A 19,825-nucleotide genomic window follows, 5' to 3' on the forward strand; every position below is an offset into this window, starting at 1 on the left:
TTCAGCGCCGACAGCGGGATTTAACGTTTTTTTCACAAATCGAAAGACTGCACACTACCGGATTCTTGCCACAGGATGGGCAGTACTTTGGCAAAATGCGGCACATCGCCGCTGGTCCAGAAGCGGGTTTCCCGCACGGGGCCATGGGCGCGCAGGTCGCCCTCGTCGAGCAGGCGCTGCAGTTGGCGGGCAACCGCCGCACCAGTGTCCACCAGGCTGATGTGCCCTGGCAGCATCCGTGACAGCACAGGTTTGAGAAACGGATAGTGGGTGCAACCCAGGATGATGGTGTCGCAGCCCGCCGTCAGCAGCGGTTCGACATACCCCTGCAGCAATTGGCACAAGGCCGTGCTATGCAGGTCGCCGTTCTCGATCATCTCCACCAGGCCCGGGCAAGGCTGGGTGACGACCTTCACATCGCCGGCAAAACGGTCGAGCAAGGCGGCGAACTTGGCGCTCTGCAGGGTGCCGGTGGTGGCCAGGACCCCGACCACGCCGCTGCGGGTAGCCGCCGCGGCAGGCTTGACCGCCGGCTCCATGCCGACGATGGGCCAATCCGGGAATTCGCGCCGCAGCTCGGCCACGGCGGCGACGGTGGCGGTGTTGCAGGCCAGCACCAGGGCCTTGGCCCCTTGCTCGCGAAAGAAGCGGGCCATCAGGCCGCAGCGCTGGCGGATGAATTCGGGAGTCTTTTCGCCGTAGGGAATGTAGCCGCAGTCGCCCAGATACAGCAGCGACTCATTGGGCAGCAACTGCTGGATCTCCGCCAGGACCGACAAACCGCCGACCCCGGAATCGAAGACCGCCACCGGCGCTTCACTCATGCCGGCCTCCACAGACCTTGCAGCCTGGGTCGCGCTTGACCCGCAGCTCGCGAAAACGCGTACCCAGGGCGTCGATCAGCAACAACCTGCCCACCAGCGGCTCGCCGAAACCGGCCAGCAGCTTCAAGGCTTCCAGCGCCTGCAGGCTGCCGACGGCTCCCACCAGCGGCCCCAGGACCCCGGCTTCGCTGCAGGTCAGTTCGGCCTCGCTGCCGTGCCCGTACAGGCAGTGATAGCAAGGACTGTGCGCGAGGCGCGGATCGAATACCGACAACTGCCCTTCCAGGCGAATCGCAGCACCACTGACCAGGGGCCTGCCGGCGGCGACACAGGCGGCGTTCACCGCTTCGCGGGTGGAAAAATTGTCACTGCAATCCAGCACCAGGTCCACGCCTGCCACGGCGGCGGCCAGGGAGTCCTCGTCCAGCGCCACTGGATGGGGTACCAGGCGGATCTGCGGGTTGAGGGCAGACAGCCGGCCAATGGCCGAGTCCACCTTGCTCGAACCGACGCTGTTGCTGTCATGGATGATCTGGCGCTGCAGGTTGGTCAGGTCGACGCTGTCGAAGTCGGCCAGGTGCAGCTCGCCGACCCCGGCGGCTGCCAGGTAGAGCGCCGCAGGAGCGCCAAGGCCGCCGAGGCCGACGATCAGCACGCGACTCTGCTTGAGGCGCAATTGACCGTCGATATCGACCTGCTGCAACAGGATCTGCCGGCTATAGCGCAACAGCTCCTCGTCGGTCAGCACGGCAAGCACCCCAGGCTGATGCGCTCATGGCCACCGAGATCGACCCGGCTATGGACTTCGATGAAACCCTGGGCGGTTAGCAACTCGCGTACCGCCGGGGCCTGGTCGTAGCCGTGCTCCAGCATCAACCAGCCACCGGCTTCCAGGTGCAGCGGAGCCTGGGCCACTATCAGGCGCAGGTCATCGAGACCATCCTTGCCGGCCACCAGGGCACTTTCCGGTTCGAAACGCACGTCGCCGGCCGCCAGGTGCGGATCGGCTTCGGCAATATAGGGCGGGTTGCTGACGATCAAGCTGAAGCGCTGGCCCTGGATCGAATCGAACCAGTGGCTGCTGAGCACCGTGACGTTGGCCAGTTGCAGGCGCTGGCGGTTGCGTTCGGCCAGGGCCACGGCTTCCAGCACGCGGTCCAGCGCTGTGACCTGCCAGGCCGGGCGTTCGCTGGCCAGGGCCAGGGCAATGGCGCCACTGCCGGTGCCCAGGTCCAGGACCCGGGCCGGGCCGGCAGGCAACAGTTGCAAGGCGGTCTCCACCAGCAGTTCGGTGTCGGGGCGCGGGATCAGGGTATGGGGAGCCACTTCCAGGTCGAGCTTCCAGAACCCCTGCTGGCCGAGGATGTAGGCCACCGGCTCGCCGGAGCGACGCCGTTGCAGGTATTCACTGAACACCAGGACCGCTTCGCTGGGCACGATGCGCTCCGGCCAGGTATGCAGAAAGCTGCGGGGCTTGCCCAGGGCCGCGGCCAGGAGCAGCTCGGCGTCCAGGCGCGGGGTTGGCGAATCGGGCAGTTGGGCGGCGCGCAACAGGCTGGCGATGATGGTCATTCAATCACCCAATGCGGCAAGTTGGTCGGCCTGGTACTCGGCCAGCAGCGGCTCGATCACCGCTTCCACGCCACCGGCGATGATTTCGTCCAGGGAATACAATGTCAGGTTGACCCGGTGGTCGGTGACACGCCCCTGGGGAAAGTTGTAGGTGCGGATACGTTCGGAGCGGTCGCCCGAACCCACCAGCAGCTTGCGCTCGCTGGCAATGGCGCTGGCCGCCGCACTGGCCTGCTGGTCATTGAGCTTGGCCGACAACCAGGATAGGGCCCGCGCACGGTTCTTGTGCTGGGAGCGTTCTTCCTGGCACTCCACCACGATGCCGGTGGGCAAGTGGGTGATGCGGATGGCCGAGTCGGTCTTGTTCACGTGCTGGCCGCCGGCACCGGAAGAACGATAGGTATCGATGCGCAAGTCCGCCGGGTTGATCTCGATGGCTTCCTGTTCATCCGGTTCGGGCAGTACCGCCACGGTGCAGGCCGAGGTATGGATGCGCCCCTGGGATTCGGTGGCCGGCACTCGCTGTACGCGGTGCGCCCCGGACTCGAACTTCAGCTTGCCGTAGACGTTCTCGCCCTCGACCCGGGCGATGATTTCCTTGTAGCCGCCATGCTCGCCCTCGTTCTCGGAGAGAATCTCCAGGCGCCAGCCACGCCGCTCGGCATAACGCGAATACATGCGAAACAGATCGCCGGAGAAGATCGCCGCCTCGTCACCACCGGTACCGGCACGGATTTCCAGGAACACGTTGCGTCCATCGTTGGGATCCTTGGGCAACAGCATGCGCTGCAGGTTGCTTTCCAGCTCGACCAGTTGTTCCTTGGCTTCGCGGACTTCTTCCACGGCCATCTCCCGCAGGTCCAGATCGCTGTCCTTGAGCAGCGCCTGGGCGCCCTCCAGGTCGGCCTGGACCTTGAGCACCTGTTTGTAGGAGGCGACGATCGGCTCGACTTCCGCGTACTCCTTGGAATAGGCACGGAACTTGGCCTGGTCGGAAATGACCTCGGCATCGCCAAGCAAGGCGGTCAGTTCCTCGAAACGGTCCTGGAGAATGTCCAGCTTACTGAGCAGTGACGCTTTCATTGCGGGGTTTTATCCGAAGAGCCCTCACCGAGGGCAAAGAGTTCTTGGGCCATGGCCAGCGCATCGAGGCGGCCTTCGGCGGAAAGCTTTTTCAACTGCACGCTCGGTGCGTGCAGCAGTTTGTTGGTCAGGCCACGGGCCAGCTGGGCCAGCACGTCTTCGGCGCTGCTACCGTTGGTCAGCATGCGCAGAGCCTTCTGCAGCTCCTCGTCACGCAGGCGCTCGCTCTGTTGACGATAGGCCTTGAGCACGTCCACTGCCGCCAGCTCGCGCAAGCGCACCATGAAATCCTCGGCGCCGATGTTCACCAGTTCCTCGGCAGCCTGTGCCGCGCCCTGGCGACTCTTGAGGTTTTCTGCGACCACTTCGTGAAGATCGTCGACGGTATAGAGGTAAACGTCGTCCAACTCGCCGACTTCCGGCTCGATATCCCGGGGAACCGCGATATCCACCATGAAAATCGGCTTGTGCTTGCGCAGCTTCAGGGCGCTCTCCACCGCCCCCTTGCCCAGGATCGGCAGCTGGCTCGCAGTGGAACTGATGACGATATCGCTGTGCACCAGCTCCTGGGGGATGTCCGAGAGCAGCACCGCATGGGCGCCGAACTGCTCCGCCAGCTGGCTGGCGCGCTCCAGGGTACGGTTGGCCACCACGATGCGCTTGACGCCCAGTTCGTGCAGGTGCCGGGCGACCAGGGTGATGGTCTCGCCCGCACCGATCAACAGCGCCTGGCTGCGCTGCAGGTCGCTGAAGATCTGCTTGGCCAGGCTCACTGCGGCGAAAGCCACGGATACGGGGTTTTCACCGATGGCGGTATCGGTGCGGACCTGCTTGGCGGCATTGAAGGTCGCCTGGAACAGCCGTCCCAGCAAGGGGCCGACGGTGCCGGCCTCACGGGCCACGGCATAGGCGGACTTCATCTGCCCGAGGATCTGCGGCTCGCCCAGCACCAGCGAGTCCAGGCCGGAGGCCACGCGCATCATGTGACGAACTGCCGCATCGTCTTCATGTACATAGGCACTGGCGCGCAGGTCGTCCAGGCTCAGATGGTGGTATTCCGCCAGCCAGCGCAGCACCACATCGGCCGAAAGATGATCCTGTTCTACATAGAGCTCACTGCGATTGCAGGTGGAGAGGATCGCAGCTTCGCGGCTGTCGGTGAGTCGGCAGAGCTGCTGCAAGGCCTCAACCAACTGCTCAGGGGTAAAGGCCACGCGCTCGCGGACGTCTACAGAAGCAGTCTTGTGGTTAATACCAAGTGCAAGGAAGGCCATTCAAGGTCGCTGATGATGTCGAGAAGCCGGCAATTGTCCTACTTCGACAGATTCAGAACAACTCCCGCCGACTATTGTCCTAATAGACTGCCTCTGTTCTGGCATCCCGTTGAGTCTCGGTTATGTTTGGCCGAAGGCTTGTGTCATGATGATCCGACCGCAGGTTAGTCGCCCTCTTCCTATATGAATAGATCCTCCGCGTTGCTCCTCGCCCTTGTCTTCCTCAGCGGATGCCAATCCCTGGCCCCTGTTTCATCGGACGCCACGTCGTCGGTGGAAGACAGCACCCCGGCCCCTGAAAAGCCCAAGGTCTACTCCTCGTTCAGCGAAGACACCGTCTTCAGCCTGCTGAGCGCCGAGCTGGCGGGCCAACGCAATCGCTTCGACATTGCCCTGGACAACTACGTGACCCAGGCCATCAACACCCAGGACCCGGGCATCTCCGAGCGGGCCTTTCGCATCGCCGAGTACCTGGGCGCCGACCAAGCGGCCCTGGATACATCGCTGATCTGGGCGAAGAACGCCCCCGACGACCTCGAGGCGCAGCGTGCGGCCGCCATCCAGCTGGCCCGCGCCGGGCGCTATGACGATTCCATGCTTTATATGGAGAAGGTCCTGCAGGGCAAGGGCGATACCCATTTCGACTTCCTGGCCCTGTCCGCCGCCGATACCGATCAGGAAACCCGTGACGGCCTGATGAAAGGTTTCGACCGCTTACTGCAAAAGCACCCACACAACAGCCAGCTGATTTTCGGCAAGGCCCTGCTGATGCAACAGGATGGCGACGCCAAGGAAGCCCTGGCCCTGCTGGAGGAGAATCCGCCGGAAGACGGCGAAGTGGCGCCGCTACTGTTGCGCGCCCGCCTGCTGCAAAGCCTGAACCGCGGCAAGGAAGCCCTGCCGCTGCTGGAAAAAAGCATCCGCAAGTATCCGGATGACAAACGCCTGCGCCTGACCTACGCCCGCATGCTGGTGGAGCAGGACCGCATGGAAGATGCCAAGGCGCAGTTCTCGAGCCTGGTCCAGCAGTACCCCGAGGACGACGAACTACGCTACTCCCTGGCGCTGGTGTGCCTGGAAGCCAAGGCCTGGGACGAGGCCAAGGGCTACCTCGAAGACCTGATCGCCCGGGAAAGCCATGAAGATTCCGCGCACCTGAACCTGGGCCGGATCGCCGAAGAACTCAACGACCCGCAAGGGGCACTCGCCGAGTATGCCCAGGTCGGCCCGGGCAACGACTACCTGCCGGCGCAACTGCGCCAAGCCGACATTCTGATGAACAACGGCCGTACCGATGAAGCGCAAAAACGCTTGGTGGCGGCTCGCGACGCTCAACCCGACTACGCCATCCAGCTGTATCTGATCGAGGTCGAGACCCTGTCGGCGAACAACCAGGGGCCGCGCGCCTGGAGCGTCATCCAGCAGGCGCTGAAGCAGTATCCCGACGACGTGAACCTGCTCTACACCCGCGCCATGCAGGCCGAGAAACGCAATGACCTGGGGCAGCTGGAAAAGGACCTGCGCCTGATCATCCAGCGCGAGCCGGACAACGCCATGGCACTGAACGCCCTGGGCTATACCTTGTCCGATCGTACGACTCGTTATGCCGAGGCCAAGGCCCTGATCGAACAGGCCCACCAGCTGACGCCGGACGATCCGGCGGTGCTCGACAGCCTGGGCTGGGTGAACTACCGCCTGGGCAACCTGGACGAGGCCGAACGCCTTCTGCGCCAAGCCCTGGAGCGCTTCCCCGACCCGGAAGTCGCCGCGCACCTGGGTGAAGTCCTGTGGCATAACGACAAGCAGCGCGAAGCCCGGCAGATCTGGAGCAAGTTCCTCAAGGACCAGCCGGACAACCCCGTGCTGCGCCAGACCATCAAACGCCTGACCGGATCAGAGACTCTTTAAGACCATGCTCGTGCGCCACTTCATCGTTTTCAGCTTCATTGCCCTGCTGGCCGGTTGCGCCGGTTTCGGCGCCCGCGAATCCGTCCAGGGCCAGGGCAACCCGGCGCAATGGCGCCAGCACAAGGACCAGTTGAGTGGTCTCGATGGCTGGCAGATCAACGGCAAGATCGGCATCCGTGCCCCCAAGGACTCCGGCAGCGGCACGCTGTTCTGGCTGCAACGCCAGGATTACTACGACATCCGCCTGTCCGGCCCGCTGGGCCGCGGCGCCGCACGCCTGACCGGTCGCCCGGGCCAGGTCAGCCTCGAAGTGGCCAACCAGGGCCGCTACGAAGCCAGCAGTCCGGAGTCGCTGCTGGAAGAACAACTGGGCTGGAAACTGCCGGTGTCCCACCTGGGCTGGTGGGTTCGTGGCCTGCCCGCCCCGGGTAGCAAAAGCCGCCTGACCCTGGATGGCGACAGCCACCTGGCGAGCCTGGAACAGGACGGCTGGCAAGTGGAGTACAGCAGCTACTCGCAGCAGAACGGCTACTGGTTGCCCGAGCGGATCAAGCTGCATGGCAGCGACCTTGACGTCACCTTGGTGATCAAGGAATGGCAACCACGCAAGCTGGGGCAATGACATGAGCGTGCAAAAGCTGACCCTGCCCTCCCCGGCCAAGCTCAACCTGATGCTGCATATCCTGGGACGTCGCGCAGACGGTTATCACGAATTGGAGACGCTGTTCCAATTCCTCGACTACGGCGACGAAATCACTTTCGCCGTACGTGATGACGGGGTGATCCGCCTGCATACCGAGTTCGAAGGCGTCCCCCACGACAGCAACCTGATCGTCAAGGCCGCGAAGAAACTCCAGGAACAATCCGGCTGCGCCCTGGGTATCGACATCTGGATCGACAAGATCCTGCCCATGGGCGGCGGCATCGGTGGCGGCAGCTCCAATGCCGCCACCACCCTGCTGGGCCTGAACCATCTCTGGCAACTGGACTGGGATGAAGACCGCCTGGCGGCACTGGGTTTGACCCTGGGCGCCGACGTACCGGTGTTCGTCCGTGGGCATGCGGCATTCGCCGAGGGCGTCGGGGAAAAACTCAGCCCCGAATACCCCGAGGAGCCGTGGTACCTCGTGCTGGTCCCGCAAGTCTCTGTAAGTACAGCAGAAATTTTTTCCGATCCGCTGTTGACACGTGACAGCGCGCCCATTAAAGTGCGCCCCGTTCCCAAGGGAAACAGCAGAAACGACTGCCTTCCGGTAGTCGCAAGGCGTTATCCAGAAGTACGTAACGCATTGAATTTGCTAGGTAAATTTACCGAAGCAAAACTGACTGGAACTGGAAGTTGTGTGTTTGGGGGCTTCCCAAGCAAAGCTGAAGCTGATAAAGTCTCGGCCCTTCTTACAGAGACCCTTACAGGGTTTGTAGCAAAAGGGAGCAACATTTCGATGTTGCATCGCAAGCTGCAAACACTGCTCTAACGGAAACGAGTGCCAGGCACTCGAAGCAACAGATACAGGGGCGTCGCCAAGCGGTAAGGCAGCAGGTTTTGATCCTGCCATGCGTTGGTTCGAATCCAGCCGCCCCTGCCATTTTCCTTATACTCATCCAGGTATACCCTCAGCCTTCAGGTACTGCGCGTGTCCAAGATGATGGTCTTTACGGGGAACGCCAACCCCGATCTGGCTCGGCGTGTCGTACGTCAGCTGCATATCCCTCTCGGTGACATTTCTGTTGGAAAATTTTCCGACGGCGAAATTACTGCCGAGATCAATGAAAATGTCCGCGGTAAAGACGTCTTCATTATTCAGCCGACCTGCGCTCCGACCAACGATAACCTGATGGAACTCGTCGTGATGGCTGATGCCTTCCGTCGTTCCTCGGCTACTCGTATCACTGCTGTTATTCCTTATTTTGGTTATGCCCGTCAGGATCGCCGTCCGCGTTCCGCACGTGTGGCTATCAGCGCGAAAGTCGTGGCTGACATGCTCACCGTAGTCGGTATCGACCGTGTTCTCACGGTTGACCTGCACGCTGACCAGATCCAGGGTTTCTTCGATATCCCGGTAGATAACATCTACGGTTCCCCAGTCCTGGTGGACGATATCGAAGACCAGCGTTTCGAAAACCTGATGATCGTCTCCCCGGACATCGGCGGCGTCGTGCGTGCACGTGCCGTGGCCAAGTCCCTGGGCGTTGATCTCGGGATCATCGACAAGCGTCGTGAGAAAGCCAATCACTCCGAAGTGATGCATATCATCGGCGACGTCGAAGGGCGCACCTGCATTCTGGTCGACGACATGGTCGATACCGCCGGCACCCTGTGCCACGCGGCCAAGGCCCTGAAAGAGCATGGCGCCGCCAAGGTCTTCGCCTACTGCACACACCCTGTGCTGTCGGGCCGGGCCATCGAGAACATCGAAAATTCCGTGCTGGACGAGCTGGTGGTGACCAACACCATCCCGCTGTCCGCAGCAGCACAAGCCTGTGCACGTATCCGCCAACTGGATATCGCACCGGTAGTTGCCGAAGCGGTTCGCCGCATCAGCAACGAAGAATCGATCAGCGCGATGTTCCGCTAAGGGCTAGTCCCTGGCAAAACATCTCGATGACGAAAAGCGCCCCGTCCCAACCTAGGTTGGGACGGGGCTTTTTTGCCCGTATCGCCCTTGGCGCTGGTCGCAAACGCCAAGGCGAACGAGGTTATTTTGGAGATACAAAATGAACGATTTTACCCTGAATGCTGAAGTGCGTTCCGACCTGGGGAAAGGTGCGAGCCGCCGCCTGCGTCGTCTCGCCAGCCTGGTTCCAGCTGTTGTTTACGGTGGCGACAAAGCCCCTGAATCCATCAGCATGCTGGCCAAGGAAATTGCCAAGCTGCTGGAAAACGAAGCTGCCTACAGCCACATCATCGAACTGAACGTCGGTGGCACCAAGCAGAACGTCGTGATCAAGGCCCTGCAACGTCACCCAGCCAAAGGCCACGTAATGCACGCCGACTTCGTTCGCGTAGTTGCCGGCCAGAAACTGACTGCCATCGTTCCAGTGCACTTCATCAACGAATCTGCACCTGTGAAGAAAGGCGGCGAAATCTCCCACGTAGTGTCGGAAATCGAAGTTTCCTGCCTGCCGAAAGATCTGCCTGAGTTCATCGAAGTCGACCTGGCTGACGCTGAAATCGGCACCATCGTTCACCTGTCCAACATCAAGGCCCCTAAAGGCGTTGAGTTCGTGGCCCTGGCACACGGCAACGACCTGGCAGTAGCCAACGTCCACGCTCCACGTGTTGCTCCAGAAGCTGCTGAAGGCGCTGCAGAGTAATTTCACTCTGACGCCGGAGTAGCGGAAACATCGCGGACAGTGACGTAGCGAGAAAGCGGGCGAGAACGCGAAGTTTACGCATCATGGTAAATGAGCTGTTGTCGTCCACTTTCGCCGCTGCCAAGCTGCGCGGCAATGTTATCCACAACTCCAGAGAAGGGCCCCTATCGTGACTGCCATAAAACTGATCGTCGGCCTGGGTAATCCAGGCGCTGAATACGAACAGACCCGGCATAACGCAGGGGCCCTTTTTGTTGAGCGCATCGCCGACAAACAAGGTGTGAACCTTGTGGCCGATCGCAAATATTTCGGCCTGACCGGGCGCTTCAGTCACCAGGGTCAGGACATTCGTCTGCTGATTCCCACCACCTACATGAACCGCAGCGGCCAGGCCGTGGCGGCGCTTGCGGGTTTCTTCCGCATCAAGCCCGAAGAAATCCTGGTGGCCCATGACGAACTAGACTTGCCTCCCGGCGTCGCCAAGCTCAAGACCGGCGGCGGACACGGCGGGCACAACGGACTGCGGGACATCATCGCGCAGCTCGGCAACCAGAATACCTTTCACCGCCTGCGGCTCGGCATCGGCCACCCGGGCGTCGCCAGCATGGTTTCGAACTTTGTCCTGGGTCGTGCGCCACGCGCCGAACAGGAAAAACTCGATGCCAGCATCGATTTTGCCCTCGGCGTGCTGCCGGATATCTTCGCCGGTGAATGGAACCGCGCGATGAAAAACCTGCACAGCCAGAAGGCCTGACTCTTACCCGAGGGGAAACACCATGGGATTCAATTGCGGCATCGTCGGCCTGCCCAACGTCGGCAAGTCCACCCTGTTCAACGCCCTGACCAAGTCCGGCATCGCGGCGGAGAACTTCCCCTTCTGCACCATCGAGCCCAACAGCGGCATCGTGCCGATGCCCGACGCGCGCCTGGATGCCCTGGCCGAGATCGTCAAGCCGAACCGCGTCCTGCCGACCACCATGGAATTCGTCGACATCGCCGGCCTGGTGGCAGGAGCATCCAAGGGTGAAGGCCTGGGCAACAAGTTCCTCGCCAACATCCGCGAGACCGATGCCATCGCCCACGTAGTGCGCTGCTTCGAAGACGAGAACGTGATTCACGTCTCCAACAGCGTCGACCCGAAACGCGACATCGAGATCATCGATCTGGAACTGATCTTCGCTGACCTCGACAGCTGCGAGAAACAACTGCAGAAGGTCGCGCGCAATGCCAAGGGCGGCGACAAGGACGCCCTCGCCCAGAAAGCCATTCTCGAGCAGCTGATCCCGCACTTCACCGAAGGCAAGCCGGCACGCAGTCTGATGAAGAACATGAGCGCCGAAGAAAAGGCCGTGATCCGTGGCTTCCACCTGCTGACCAGCAAGCCGGTGATGTACATCGCCAACGTGGCCGAGGACGGCTTCGAGAACAACCCGCACCTGGACGTGGTCAAGGCCATCGCCGAAGAAGAAGGCGCGGTCGTGGTACCGGTATGCAACAAGATCGAAGCCGAGATCGCCGAGCTGGAAGAAGGTGAAGAAAAGGACATGTTCCTCGAGGCCCTGGGCCTGGAAGAACCTGGCCTGAATCGCGTGATCCGCGCAGGCTACGAACTGCTCAACCTGCAGACCTACTTCACTGCCGGCGTGCAGGAAGTTCGGGCCTGGACCGTTCGCGTCGGCGCCACCGCACCGCAAGCTGCAGGCGTGATCCACACCGACTTCGAAAAAGGCTTCATCCGCGCCGAAGTGGTGGCCTATGACGACTTCATCCAGTTCAAGGGTGAAGCCGGTGCCAAGGAAGCCGGCAAGTGGCGCCTGGAAGGCAAGGAATACATCGTCAAGGATGGCGACGTGATGCACTTCCGCTTCAACGTCTGATCCCCCCGGACGACAGCAACCCCCGTACATCCCCAGGATGCACGGGGGTTTGTTTTTTATGCCCCTGCTTTGCCAGCCCCCGGCCTACTGGCGGGTTGCTCGAACCACCTTGCTGCAAGCAGCTCCCTCCCCCACCCAGGCATTACAGATAAGTAATTTGCCCGCGATGCTGGTGAAAGGTGGCGTTGCGTATCCTTGGCTCCGGATACCAACCAGGAGCCGGGCATGGGGCAGCGAAGAACCACCAACAGTTGCCCTCCAGACACTCCGGGCCTGCCCATGGCTGCAGAAGAACAGCGCATCGACATGCAGTGGATCGATACCCACTGCGCGCAATACTTCCTGGCCAGCGCCCGTTGCGCCTCGTTCAAGCAAGCGGCCCGCAGCTTGAATATCAGTGCGGCAGTGCTACGCAAGAAGCTGCTGGTGCTGGAGCAATGCATAGGCACGCCGCTATTTCTTTACCAGGACAACAAGCTGAGCCTGACCCTGGTGGGCAAGCGCCTGCAAAAAGACCTCTCCAGCCGCCAGGAGCTATGGCCGCCGGGCAAGATCGAGTCCGCCCGGCCGGCCAGCGTGGTCATCGCCGTCGCCGACATGCTGCTGCGAGACGTCCTCACCCGGGACCTAATCACCTTCCTGCGCCGCAACGCCACCTCGCACCTGGAACTGGTTCCGCTGCAAAGAGAGCCTTCGAGCAAGGCCGACATCATGCTGTGGCTGGCCGACCCTGGAAGCCCACGACCGGACCCCGGTTTTGCCACCACCCAACCCATCCGCCTCGCGCAAATCCGCTATTGCGCCCACCTGGCCAAGCGCTATGCCCCCCGGAAGGCCCTGCCCTGGCGCCTCGAGCAACTGGATGACTACCTGCTGGTGCAGGTCAGCGGCCACCATGACATAGCCGCCCTGGAGCCCTGGAACCGCCTGATACGCCGTCGCGCCGGCGGTATCGCACAAACCAGCGACCCGCACCTGGCCCTGGAGCTGATCAGGAACTGCGCCTGCATCGGCCTGTTGCCTGACTACATTGCCCGACTGGACAAGACCCTGCTCCCGCTGCCACAGCTGTTCGATGCACCGCTGCTGCAATACGCCTGGCTCAGCACCCATGCCCAGGCCGCTGCACGCCCCGAAGTCAGGAACCTGGTGGAAGTGATTCAACAGGCCTTCATCAAGCGCCGCGAGTGGTTCTCCCCCTCAGACGCTTGAGCCCGCCGCTTCTGGGGAAGGGAACAAGCCTTATCCCGAGAGTCCCGCCCGCCTCTGGATGACGTTCTCTGTTTGCCGCGAGCTGGTGCGATAGCCAGCCTCTTCGATCCCACGATCCGGCCCATGACTTTTATCTTTCATGTTCCTGACATATTCCAAGGACCTGGTTCGCCATGCCCCCACCACGCCAAGGCCCTTGAAATTCCTGGACTGTGGGATCGCCCTCGCCCGAACGACATAAAAACGTCATGTAAATCAACAAAAAGCTTCATCCGCGCTGACAACTATCCGCCCAGCCAGCCCTACAGGCATGGCCACTCAAGGCAAAAAAGAGAAACGGACGGGAGAGTAGTATGTCGGTCAGAACCACCGGAACCCCAACGGGCTGTGCAGCAGTTTTCGGCCTGTTGGGCATGGCAATCACCCTCACCACTCATGCGGGCACAGTCACCACCGACGGCGCCGATATCGTCGTGAAAACCAAAGGTGGCCAGGAAGTGGCCACTACCGACAAGGAGTTCAGCTTCAAGCTGGGCGGACGCTTGCAGGCGGATTATGGCCGCTTCGACGGCTACTACACCCGTAATGGCAACACCGCGGACGCCGCCTACTTCCGCCGCGCCTACCTGGAGCTGGGCGGCACCGCCTACCGCGACTGGAAATACCAGATCAACTACGACCTGTCGCGCAACGTCGGCAATGACAGCACCGGTTACTTCGATGAAGCGACCGTGACCTACACCGGCTTCGCCCCACTGAACCTGAAGATCGGGCGCTTCTACACCGACTTCGGTCTGGAAAAAGCCACCAGCTCCAAGTGGGTCACGGCCCTGGAACGCAACCTGTCCTATGACGCCGCCGAGTGGGTGGGTGACAACAACGGCACGGGGGTCCAGGCCAATGCCGTGCTGGCCAAGCAGGTCTACCTGTCAGGCAGCCTGTTCAGCGAGAACAACAACGATACCGATGGCGACAGCGTCAAGCGCTACAACTTGCGCGGGGTATTCGCGCCTTGGCATGAATCGGGCAACGTCCTGCACCTGGGCCTGCAATACGCCTACCGGGATCTCAAGGACAGTGCCGTCGACACCCGCATTCGTTCGCGCATGGGCATCCGCGGCGTGGAGACCAATGGCGGCAACAGCGCAGGCAGCAACGGCAACCGCGGGGTCTTCGGCGGCGCCACGGCCCAGTCCGGGTTGTGGAAAGGCGACTCGGTCTGGGGGCTCGAAGGGGCTTGGGCCTTGCAGGCCTTCTCGATCCAGGCCGAATACCTACGCCGTACCCTAAAGGCCGATACCGCCGCCAAGGACCTCAAGGCCTCGGGTTACTACGCACAGCTGGCCTACACCCTCACCGGCGAGCCGCGGATCTACAAGCTCGATGGCGCCAGGTTCGACACCATCAAGCCCGAGGACAAGTCGCTCGGGGCCTGGGAACTGTTCTATCGCTATGACGCCATGAAGGTCGAGGATGACAACGTGGTCGCCAGCAGCGCCTTGCGCAGCGTGGGCGATGCCCAGGGCAAGAGCCATACCCTGGGAGTCAACTGGTATGCCAACGAAGCCCTGAAACTCAGCGCCAACTACATCAAGGCCAGGACCGACAACATCCGCAATGCGGTCGGCGACGACTCCGGCCAGGGCTTGGTCATGCGCATGCAATACGTGTTCTAGACCTACTCGCAACAACAGGGCCGCCCCACCGTCAGGCAATGGGGTAGCCCTGTTGTAACCTCAGAAGTAGGTGGTCGCCCCCGCGAAGAACGCCCTGCCAGGCACATAGAAGTTGGTCGAGCCGTCCCGCAGGTCCTTGTCCAGCAGGTTCTGTACCCCGCCATTCAAGGTCAGCCACTTGGTCAGGGCCAGGTTGGCCGTTAAGTCGTAGGTGGTGTAGGACTGCACGAAGTCATTGCGTATCCCTCGCTGCTTGCCCACATGCTGCGCCGACAGTTCGGTACTCAAGCGATCGTTGACCTGCCAGTCCAGCGCACTGAACAGCGAGAGCTTGGGCGCACTGATCAGGTCCTCGCCGGTGGACAAGTTGCGGCTTTCCAGCATGTAGGTGGCGTTGGTGCGCCAGTTCACCGAGTCGCCCAGCGGGATCCGGGTGGTGCCTTCCCAGCCGCGGGTCCGGGCCTTGTCGATATTTTCCAGCATGGTCCACCAACGGCCTTGGAACTGACCCAGCGGACCATATTCGATCTTGTCAGTGAAGTCGGTATGGAAGTAGGTCAGGCCCAGCTCCCAGTCGTCATGGTTGAAGGACACGCCGATCTCTTTGTTGGTGCTGGTTTCGGGCGTCAGGTCCGGGTTACCGGCCATCCAGCAACTGCCCCGGACATACCCCAGCGGCTTGAGCGAGCCGCAGCCACGGCCACCGGACTCGGTCGCCGCGCCGGCGCTGCCCTCCTTCAGGCTCGGCGCACGAAAGCCCTTGGACACCCCGCCGCGCACCGTCCAGTCCGGATGCGGGTGGTAGACCACATAGGCCCGCGGGCTGTTGTGATTGCCATATTTGTCGCTGTGGTCGAAGCGGTTGCCCAGGGTCAGGGACAGGTTGTCCAGGAGGAACAGCTCATCCTCGATGAAGGCCGCCGAATAATCGCCCTTCAGGGTCGAGCCACTGACTGGCGCGCCCTTGTAGTCCACCGGCACCGTGCCCAGGGTGTCGGTGTTGGTCAGCTCTTCACGCTTCCATTGCCCACCGACGGTCAGGCGCTGGTCCACCAGCAACTCGAACGGCATATTCAGGCTGCCTTCGACGATCTTCTCCTCGGAACTGGCCTTGCCCCAGTCGATATCGTTGCGGTACTTGTTCAGGTAGGCATCGAGTTTCGAGGTACCGAAGCTCCACTCCCCGACATGGGACAGGATGTAGCTGTCGCGGGTCAGGCGGCTGGGGCCAAAGGCTCCGCCAATGGTTTCATCCCAATCACCGAAGGTCTTCTTCGAGGACCAGGCGCGCTCTACGCCATGCACAGCCTCGAAGGACAGGCTCTGCTCATCATTGATCTGCCAGTCCAGCAGGGCATTCAGGCTCTGGTCCTTGGAGCCTCCAGCCCCGTCGCCATACATGAACTCACCCTTCGAATCGAGACGGGCCTCGACCTCGTCCGCCGCGCGCCGGGTCACGTTGGCCCCCAGGCGCAGGCCCAGGGATTCGGTCAGCGGACCGGACAGGTTGGCACTGTACTGGGTGGTCTGGCCGCGGTCGGAATCCTTGGGCACGGTGATATTGGTGCTGGCCGAGCCGCTCCAGGTCCGCGACACCTTGCGGGTGATGATATTGATCACCCCACCCATGGCATCCGAGCCATAAAGCGAAGACATCGGCCCACGGACGATCTCGATGCGCTCGATCATGTTCGGCGAGATCCAGTTCAGGTCCTGGCGCGCCAGGTCACGACGGTAGCTGATATCCCCGGAGCTACCGACCCGCTTGCCGTCCACCAGGATCAGCGTGTACTTGTCGTCCAGCCCCCGCAGCTTGATCTTCGACTGCTCGCCCACCGGGCCGAAACCGCCCGTCACACCCGGCACCCGGCGCAGCAAGGTGTTGAGGTCATAGACCGGCTGACGTTCGATTTCCTCACGGGTGATGACGCTGACACTGGCCGGCGCATCCTTGAGATCAGTGGCACCACCACTGGCCGTGACGAAGGCGGTATCCAATTCCAGCGATGTCGGCTTGGAGTCATCACCGGTCTCGGCGGCCTGTGCCAGCGGACCAAGCAAGCCGACACCGGCACTCAATAGGAGGGAGTTGAACAGGCAGGAGCTGAGTTTCATTACACGCAATCCTTGTCGAACCAATGCACCTTAACGGTGCGCTAAGGGATAGGGGGACCGGAGTGTAATACTAATGATTATCATTTAGATACGAAAAAGTTACAGAACCGACATATTCAGCCGCGTCTGAACCGAGCTCCTGCGGGCGTTTCGCTTGCTGCCATTGTTCAGCCACTTCCTCGAAGGATCGACCCAGGCAACTGTCGATCCAACGCTTGGGCAAATGCCCGTCCGGCCAGATGCACGCCAACGCCAAAACCATTGCCAGGCCCACAAACAAAACGCCCGGGCATGGCCCGGGCGTGTTCGACAGCACTTGGCCTCAGGCCTTGCGAGTCCTGGGCAGGAAGATCGCCAATACGCCGAACAGCGGCAGGAACGAGCACAGGAAATACACATGCTCGATACCGTGCAGGTCCGCCAGGTGCCCCAGTAGGGCCGCACCGATTCCGCCAAAACCGAACATCAGGCCGAAGAATATCCCGGCGATCATGCCCACCTTGCCTGGCACCAGTTCCTGGGCGTAGACCACGATGGCCGAGAATGCCGAGGCCAGGATGAAGCCGATCACCACGCTCAGTACGCTGGTCCAGAACAGGTCGACATGGGGCAGCAACAGGGTGAACGGCGCCACCCCGAGGATCGAGAACCAGATCACCGCCTTGCGCCCGATCTTGTCGCCGATGGGACCACCGAAGAAGGTCCCCGCCGCCACCGCTCCCAGGAACAGGAACAAGTGCAACTGTGAACTGGCCACCGACAGGTCGAACTTCTCGATCAGGTAGAAGGTGAAGTAGCTGGTGAAGCTGGCCATGTAGAAATACTTGGAGAACACCAGCAGCCCCAGCACCACCAGGGCGCTGATCACTCGCTCCCTGGAGAGCCCGTGGGTCGCTGCCTGGCCCTGCTTGAGCTGGTACAGGCGCAGGTGGTTGGCGTACCAGCGACTGATGGCATACAGCACCACCAGGGCGAAGAGCGCGAACAGGCCGAACCAGGCCACGTTGCCCTGGCCATAGGGAATGATGATCGCCGCCGCCAGCAACGGACCGAACGCGGTGCCAGCATTGCCACCTACCTGGAAGCTCGATTGCGCCAGGCCATAGCGGCCGCCAGACGCCAGCCGCGCCACCCGGGAAGCCTCCGGGTGGAAGGTCGAGGAGCCGATGCCGATCAGCCCCGAAGCCAGCAGGATCAAGCCGAAGCTGCCCACCTGGGACATCATCAGGATGCCGACCAGGGTGCAGATCATTCCCGCCGGTAGCAGGAACGGCTGGGGCCGACGGTCGGTGTAGTAACCCACCCAGGGCTGCAGCAACGATGCCGTGAGCTGGAAGGTCAGGGTGATCAGGCCCACCTGGGTGAAGGTCAGGCCATAGTTGGCCTTGAGCATCGGATAGATCGCCGGCATCACCGCCTGGATCAGGTCGTTGATCAGGTGCGCGAGCGCCACCGCGCCAATGATGCGCAGGACCAGCGGGCTGCCTTGGGAAGCAGGAGAAGCCGTCGTTGCGACAGGCTGGGCATTGCTGATAGCCATAGGATTGTTTCCGTACAACGGGTGGATGCACAGGGGCAGGTGCGTCAATGTGCCACTTTTACCGGCACTCACGCCATCCCCTTAGCTTGCTAACGACCTGTTTCGCTCGCAATGCATCCCTGCATCTCGAGCCGCAGGTTGCGACCCGGGAATGCCAGCAAAGCGGGGATTTTGATAAGCGGTTGATAGCGTGGATATTTTTTTGAAAAAAACGCTTGACGCATGTTCGTTCTGAGCGAATAATGCGCGCCACTTGGCTACATAGCTCAGTTGGTTAGAGCATAGCATTCATAATGCTGGGGTCCGGGGTTCAAGTCCCTGTGTAGCCACCAAGTACCGAAAAACGGCTTACCGCAAGGTAGGCCGTTTTTTTATGCCCGCGAAAAAGTACCCGGGATTACGCCTCATTGATCCACAATCGCGACACCCGCATTGAGCGCCGGCGCAGCCTGGGATAGAACACCCGGGCAGTGTTCGTGAGAGCTGCGCAATCCTCACTTCTAGGGCTCGACCATGACAATAAAAACCACCGGGACTTCCCTCGCCCCCTGGCTGTTCTCGCTTCTGGCCATGACCTGTGCCCCGGCCTTCGCCGACCAGGCCAGCGCGCCATCTTCCAACCTGCTGACCGCCGCCGTGGCCTGGCGACAGACCGCCGCCGAGTTCCAGGCGCTGTACTACCAGGGCTTCAACGTGGCCAGGATGCAACTGGACCAGGCCCTGCAACAACGCAAGGCCGGCGACCGCCCGCTGGCGATCATCAGCGATATCGACGACACCGTGCTCAGCAGCAACAGCTACTGGGGCTACCTGATCAACTCGGACAAGGAGTTCTTCGACGACGCCGCCTGGGACCAGTGGGTCGCCGACAACGGCCCGGTCGCCACCCCGGGGGCGCTGGAGTTCCTCAAGTACGCCCAGTCCAAGGGCGTCGAAGTGTTCTACGTCACCAGCCGCGACCAGGGCGAGAAGACCTATGAATACGCCCTGGCCAACCTGCGCCACAACCAGCTACCGTTCGCCGACGAGCAGCACCTGACGGTGTATCGCGACAGCTCCAACAAGGAACCGCGCCAGCAGGAAATCGCCAAGGACCACAACGTGGTGGTGATGCTCGGCGACAACCTCAACGACTTCAAACGCAAGTACTACGTGGCCGACGTCCAGCAGCGCAGCCAACTGATGAACGAAGACCGCGAGCAGTTCGGGCGCAAGTTCATCCTCTTCCCCAACCCCACCGACGGCCATTGGCTGAAGGCGATCTTCGGCGACTCCGAACCACCGGCCACCCCGGAGAACCGCGCCAAGTTCAAGGCGGCCGCCGGAGCGAATGCCTGGCAGGAAAAGGCCGCCAAGCCTTAGGCCCCCACCCTCCACCATGGCCTTTACCGGGCCATGGTTGCGCCCTTCCCCAATCCCGCAGGCGGTA

General features: G+C 61.8%; 17 protein-coding genes and 2 tRNA genes. 12 read left to right on the forward strand and 7 right to left on the reverse strand.

From position 1 onward, the window contains the following. Nucleotides 1-32: 32 nt before the first annotated feature. Genes murI through hemA form a run of 5 tightly spaced genes read right to left on the reverse strand, consistent with a single transcriptional unit; the run spans nt 33 to nt 4,753 of the window. Nucleotides 33-824, reverse strand: a complete 792-nt coding sequence (murI, locus tag C4K40_RS26285; RefSeq protein WP_053132043.1) for a glutamate racemase — start codon at nt 822-824, stop codon at nt 33-35. Continuing rightward, a complete protein-coding gene (locus C4K40_RS26290) occupies nt 817-1,572 on the reverse strand; it encodes a molybdopterin-synthase adenylyltransferase MoeB (protein WP_022640891.1) in 756 nt (251 codons plus the stop codon). The genes murI and C4K40_RS26290 overlap by 8 nt, the downstream gene beginning before the upstream one ends. Beyond that, nucleotides 1,566-2,396 carry a peptide chain release factor N(5)-glutamine methyltransferase gene (gene prmC / locus C4K40_RS26295; RefSeq protein WP_022640892.1) on the reverse strand — a complete coding sequence of 277 codons (831 nt, stop codon included), beginning with the start codon at nt 2,394-2,396 and terminating at the stop codon, nt 1,566-1,568. The genes C4K40_RS26290 and prmC overlap by 7 nt, the downstream gene beginning before the upstream one ends. Continuing rightward, nucleotides 2,397-3,479, reverse strand: a complete 1,083-nt coding sequence (gene prfA / locus C4K40_RS26300; RefSeq protein ID WP_053132046.1) for a peptide chain release factor 1 — start codon at nt 3,477-3,479, stop codon at nt 2,397-2,399. It lies immediately after the preceding gene. Beyond that, nucleotides 3,476-4,753: a glutamyl-tRNA reductase gene (gene hemA, locus C4K40_RS26305; protein ID WP_031320508.1), complete on the reverse strand. Its 1,278-nt coding sequence runs from the start codon at nt 4,751-4,753 to the stop codon at nt 3,476-3,478. Before hemA ends, prfA begins: the two co-directional genes overlap by 4 nt. Before the next feature lie 183 nt (nt 4,754-4,936). On the opposite strand from hemA, the gene C4K40_RS26310 reads away from it, so the two are divergent. The 10 genes from C4K40_RS26310 to C4K40_RS26355 all read left to right on the forward strand — a co-directional run bounded on the left by C4K40_RS26310 (nt 4,937) and on the right by C4K40_RS26355 (nt 14,741). After that, on the forward strand, nt 4,937-6,661 hold the full coding sequence (locus C4K40_RS26310) for a tetratricopeptide repeat protein (protein WP_031320509.1): 1,725 nt from the start codon (nt 4,937-4,939) through the stop codon (nt 6,659-6,661). 4 nt (nt 6,662-6,665) lie between these two features. Further along, nucleotides 6,666-7,283 (forward strand): lipoprotein insertase outer membrane protein LolB, encoded by a 618-nt coding sequence (gene lolB, locus C4K40_RS26315; protein ID WP_022640896.1) that lies wholly within the window; start codon nt 6,666-6,668, stop codon nt 7,281-7,283. Between the two features lies 1 nt (nt 7,284). Then, nucleotides 7,285-8,136: a 4-(cytidine 5'-diphospho)-2-C-methyl-D-erythritol kinase gene (ispE, locus tag C4K40_RS26320; protein WP_053132050.1), complete on the forward strand. Its 852-nt coding sequence runs from the start codon at nt 7,285-7,287 to the stop codon at nt 8,134-8,136. A 36-nt stretch (nt 8,137-8,172) separates the two neighbouring features. After that, nucleotides 8,173-8,247, forward strand: a tRNA-Gln gene (locus C4K40_RS26325). A gap of 48 nt (nt 8,248-8,295) precedes the next feature. Continuing rightward, nucleotides 8,296-9,237, forward strand: coding sequence for a ribose-phosphate pyrophosphokinase (locus C4K40_RS26330; RefSeq protein WP_003171603.1), 942 nt, complete (start codon nt 8,296-8,298; stop codon nt 9,235-9,237). A gap of 139 nt (nt 9,238-9,376) precedes the next feature. Next, entirely contained in the window at nt 9,377-9,976 is a 600-nt protein-coding gene (locus C4K40_RS26335) for a 50S ribosomal protein L25/general stress protein Ctc (protein ID WP_022640899.1), read from the forward strand. 169 nt (nt 9,977-10,145) lie between these two features. Then, nucleotides 10,146-10,730, forward strand: coding sequence for an aminoacyl-tRNA hydrolase (pth, locus tag C4K40_RS26340; protein WP_031320511.1), 585 nt, complete (start codon nt 10,146-10,148; stop codon nt 10,728-10,730). 22 nt (nt 10,731-10,752) lie between these two features. Further along, a complete protein-coding gene (gene ychF / locus C4K40_RS26345) occupies nt 10,753-11,853 on the forward strand; it encodes a redox-regulated ATPase YchF (protein ID WP_022640901.1) in 1,101 nt (366 codons plus the stop codon). Between the two features lie 225 nt (nt 11,854-12,078). Next, nucleotides 12,079-13,065, forward strand: coding sequence for a LysR family transcriptional regulator (locus tag C4K40_RS26350; protein WP_053132053.1), 987 nt, complete (start codon nt 12,079-12,081; stop codon nt 13,063-13,065). Between the two features lie 353 nt (nt 13,066-13,418). Beyond that, nucleotides 13,419-14,741, forward strand: coding sequence for an OprO/OprP family phosphate-selective porin (locus C4K40_RS26355; RefSeq protein ID WP_083456909.1), 1,323 nt, complete (start codon nt 13,419-13,421; stop codon nt 14,739-14,741). Between the two features lie 60 nt (nt 14,742-14,801). Here the strand turns inward: C4K40_RS26355 and C4K40_RS26360 are convergent, their stop codons facing one another. Further along, nucleotides 14,802-16,856: a TonB-dependent receptor domain-containing protein gene (locus C4K40_RS26360; RefSeq protein ID WP_053132056.1), complete on the reverse strand. Its 2,055-nt coding sequence runs from the start codon at nt 16,854-16,856 to the stop codon at nt 14,802-14,804. A gap of 322 nt (nt 16,857-17,178) precedes the next feature. Beyond that, on the reverse strand, nt 17,179-18,396 hold the full coding sequence (locus C4K40_RS26365) for an MFS transporter (RefSeq protein ID WP_022640905.1): 1,218 nt from the start codon (nt 18,394-18,396) through the stop codon (nt 17,179-17,181). Between the two features lie 255 nt (nt 18,397-18,651). On the opposite strand from C4K40_RS26365, the gene C4K40_RS26370 reads away from it, so the two are divergent. Both C4K40_RS26370 and C4K40_RS26375 read left to right on the forward strand, forming a co-directional pair. Continuing rightward, nucleotides 18,652-18,728: transfer RNA gene (locus tag C4K40_RS26370), tRNA-Met, on the forward strand. 181 nt (nt 18,729-18,909) lie between these two features. After that, the gene (locus C4K40_RS26375; protein ID WP_031320515.1) at nt 18,910-19,758 is read left to right on the forward strand and encodes a 5'-nucleotidase, lipoprotein e(P4) family; all 849 of its coding nucleotides are present in this window, start codon (nt 18,910-18,912) and stop codon (nt 19,756-19,758) included. The last annotated feature ends 67 nt before the right edge of the window (nt 19,759-19,825 follow it).

It is taken from the genome of Pseudomonas sp. CMR5c (genome assembly GCF_003850545.1).
GTDB classification, from domain to species: Bacteria; Pseudomonadota; Gammaproteobacteria; order Pseudomonadales; family Pseudomonadaceae; genus Aquipseudomonas; species Aquipseudomonas piscis.